Origin of the sequence: Crocosphaera sp. Alani8 (assembly GCF_038442745.1) — a bacterium.
GTDB lineage: Bacteria > Cyanobacteriota > Cyanobacteriia > Cyanobacteriales > Microcystaceae > Crocosphaera.
The window spans coordinates 1-3755 of the sequence record NZ_JARVCN010000313.1 but is presented as its reverse complement, the minus strand read 5'-3'; the positions used below and the strand labels follow the sequence as shown (position 1 = coordinate 3755).

2 protein-coding genes are annotated in these 3755 nt (G+C 39.5%); one reads left to right on the top strand and one right to left on the bottom strand.

The features are described 5' to 3' along the window. Positions 1-112: 112 nt before the first annotated feature. The gene (gene acnB / locus P9B04_RS16705; protein WP_342056115.1) at positions 113-2722 is read right to left on the bottom strand and encodes a bifunctional aconitate hydratase 2/2-methylisocitrate dehydratase; all 2610 of its coding nucleotides are present in this window, start codon (positions 2720-2722) and stop codon (positions 113-115) included. A gap of 308 nt (positions 2723-3030) precedes the next feature. On the opposite strand from acnB, the gene P9B04_RS16700 reads away from it, so the two are divergent. Beyond that, positions 3031-3755: AAA family ATPase (locus P9B04_RS16700; RefSeq protein ID WP_342056114.1), on the top strand; the 725-nt coding region annotated here is incomplete at its 3' end.

Here is a 3755-nt window from a genome sequence, read left to right as displayed (position 1 = left end):
AGGCTTTCAGATATCGCTTCTCATATCAACTTTTCTTGGTGCAAGATGTGAGTTTTACTGAAGTAGCCTACCATAAATATGACAGAAGGTGGGCATCGCCCACCCTACGATGTTAACTTAAAGCACCGGCTGGAATGCCTAAAATATCTTCAATTTTGGGCATTTCTTCTAAAGGAATAACCCGTCCTTCGTCCTCAAATCCTGCCATTTTATCGAAGTTCAAATAACGGTATAATTCATCAGCAAAAGGATCAATTTTTTGGGTAACAATCTCCATATATTCTTCAATGGTGGGGATTTTTCCTAATAAAGCACACACTGCAGCTAACTCTGCTGAACCGAGGTAAACTTGCGCCCCTTTACCCATACGATTATTGAAGTTACGGGTAGAGGTAGAAAATACAGTGGCATTGTCTTCTACTCTTGCTTGGTTGCCCATACATAAAGAACATCCTGGCATTTCTGTTCTGGCACCTGATGCAGCAAACACACCATAAATACCTTCTTCCCTTAGCTGTTTTTCATCCATTCGGGTTGGAGGACAAATCCATAAAACAGATTTAATTCGCCCTGCACCTTCTAAAATTTTGGCGGCTGCACGGTAATGTCCAATATTTGTCATGCAGGAACCGATGAATACTTCATGCACTTTATCCCCTGCACATTCCGACATCAATTTAATATTATCAGGGTCATTGGGTGCAGCAACAATGGGTTCTGTGACTTCGTTTAAATTGACTTCGATTATATCAGCATATTCTGCGGTTTTATCACCTTCCATCAATACGGGATTTTTCAACCATTCTTCCATTTTTTCTGCTCGACGCATCAATGTTCTAGAGTCTTGATAACCCCGTGCAACCATGTTTTTAATTAAGGCAACATTGGAACGCAAATATTCAGCTATGGTTTCTTTTCCTAGTTTAATTGTTGACCCTGCACAAGACCTTTCTGCTGTTGCATCGGTTAATTCAAAAGCTTGCTCTACTTTTAAGTCTGGTAACCCTTCCATCTCCATAATTCGACCATTGAAAACATTAATTTTGTTTTCTTTGGAGACAGTTAATTTACCTTCCTGAATAGCAACCCAAGGAATAGCATTAACAATGTCTCTTAAAGTTATACCTGGTTGCAACTCTCCAGTAAACTTAACTAATACTGATTCTGGCATATCTAAAGGCATAACTCCTAATGCGGCTGCAAACGCAACTAAACCGGAACCAGCAGGGAAGGAGATACCCAAGGGGAAACGAGTGTGAGAGTCCCCTCCAGTCCCCACCGTATCCGGTAATAACATCCGGTTTAACCAAGAATGGATAATACCGTCCCCTGGTTTCAACGCAACCCCTCCACGGGTGGAGAAGAAGTCTGGTAAGTCTTTATGGGTTTTGATGTCAACGGGTTTGGGATAAGCTGCAGTATGACAGAAACTTTGTAGGGTTAAGTCTGCGTTAAACCCTAAACAAGCTAACTCTTTCAACTCGTCACGAGTCATGGGTCCTGTGGTATCCTGGGAACCAACGGTTGTCATCATGGGTTCACAGGATGTTCCCGGTCTAACCCCAGGCAAACCGCAAGCCTTACCTACCATCTTCTGTGCTAAAGTAAAGCCTTTTCCTGTATCTTCTGGAACGGTGGGACGGACAAAAATATCACTGGGTTCGAGTCCTAATGCTTCACGGGTTTTATCGGTTAATGCACGTCCAATGAGTAAAGGAATGCGTCCCCCGGCACGAACTTCGTCTAAAATGGTTTCAGGTTTGCGTTCAAAGGTAGCAATAATGTCTCCTTCTTCGTTGGCAACTTCTCCTTTGTAGGGATAGATGATGATAACGTCGCCGGTTTCCATGTCGGAAACATCGCATTCTATGGGAAATGCACCAGAGTCTTCTGCGGTGTTGAAGAAAATAGGGGCTATTTTCCCCCCCAAAATGTAGCCTCCAGCGCGTTTATTGGGGACAAAGGGTATATCATGTCCGATGTGCCATAAAACCGAGTTAATAGCTGATTTACGGGAGGAACCGGTACCCACTACATCCCCAACGTAAGCCACAGGATAGCCTTTTTCTTTTAGTCTAGCTATGGTTGCATTACCTTCTGGCATTTTTGACTCTAACATAGCCAACCCATGCAGGGGAATATCGGGACGAGTGGTTGCATGGGGTGCGGGAGATAGATCGTCAGTATTAGTTTCCCCTGGCACTTTAAAGACGGTGACGTGGATAGTTTCAGGTACTTGGGGTTTATTCATGAACCAAGTAGCGTTGGCCCATGCGTCAATGACTTGTTTTGCGTAGGAGTTGCTTTGAGAAAGTTCTAAGACTTCGTTGAATGCGTCAAAGACTAACAGGGTTTTGCTGAGTGCGGAGGCTGCTTCTGAAGCTAATGTGGTATCAGAAGATTGCAACAGATCTACTAATGATTGTACGTTATATCCTCCCATCATGGTTCCGAGCAAGTTAACTGCTTCTTGAGGAGAGATTAGGGGACATATTATTTCTTTTTTGGCAACTGCGGTTAAAAACCCTGCTTTGACATAAGCGGCTTCATCCACACCAGGGGGAACTCTATCCCGTAATAATATCAAGAGTTCTTCTTCTTGCTCTTCTGGAGGATGTTTTAAGAGTTCGCATAGTTGCGATGTTTGTTCTGCGGTTAAAGGTAAGGGAGGAATACCAAGTTTGGATCTTTCGGCTGCGTGTTTGTGATAGTTTTCTAACATTTAGTAGTGTCTCCTTTTCTTCACATTTACTTAAGATGTTGTGATGAGGACTTTCTAGGGTATCACTTCTAAGGGTATCAAGTTTATTTGTTAATAGTGCTTAGGTATTTCTTAAGTTTATAGGAAGACCATGTTATAAAATGTTGATACAACTTCGTATAAAATCTAAGCAGACTTGATAAAGTGTAGAAAATATGTTGTAATTCTACCTTAAGCAAACCCATAAGTCCAAAGGTAAAATTAAATTCATGCTGATTGAGTTCAAGATAGGTGATTTTCTGTCTTTCAAAGAGACAGTAACTTTCAGCATGGTTGCATCTGATATTGATAGTCAAGATGTAGAATTAGACAACAACAATGTATTCAAAATAGATCAAGAATTAAGCTTACTTAAAACCTCTGCTGTTTATGGTGCTAACGCAAGTGGAAAAAGTAATCTTGCAAAAGCATTAGATTTTATGAAAGGCTTTGTTATTAATTCTTTAAAAGCGATACAAATCACAGATACTATTGAAGTTGAACCTTTTAGACTTAGTACAGAAACAGAAACTAAACCATCATATTTTGAAATGACCTTTATTATCAAAAAAAGAGTTTATCGATATGGATTTGAAGTTTCCAAAAAAGAAATTATTAAAGAATGGCTATTTTGTACTCCAAGGGTTCAAGAATATAAATTATTTAGCAGGAATAAAAACAAGTTCAAAATTAGCAAAAGATTTTTTCCAGAGGGATTAATGTTAGAACAAAAAACTAAAATAAACTCTCTTTTTCTTTCTGTTGTAGCACAATTTAATGGAAAAATATCTGGTGAAATAATTAAATGGTTCGCTAATTTTCAAGTTTTTTCTGGTTCTGCAAATCATGATATTTTTTACAAACATATAACTCTACATTTTTTTGAAAATTCTGCTCTTAAAAAAGATATTATTAAACTTGTTAAAGATTTAGATTTGTCAATTCAAGATATTGGAATTACAGAAGCTTCTCAAAAAGTCTGGGGGGACTCGCCGAAAGTTAGGGGACAAAGATG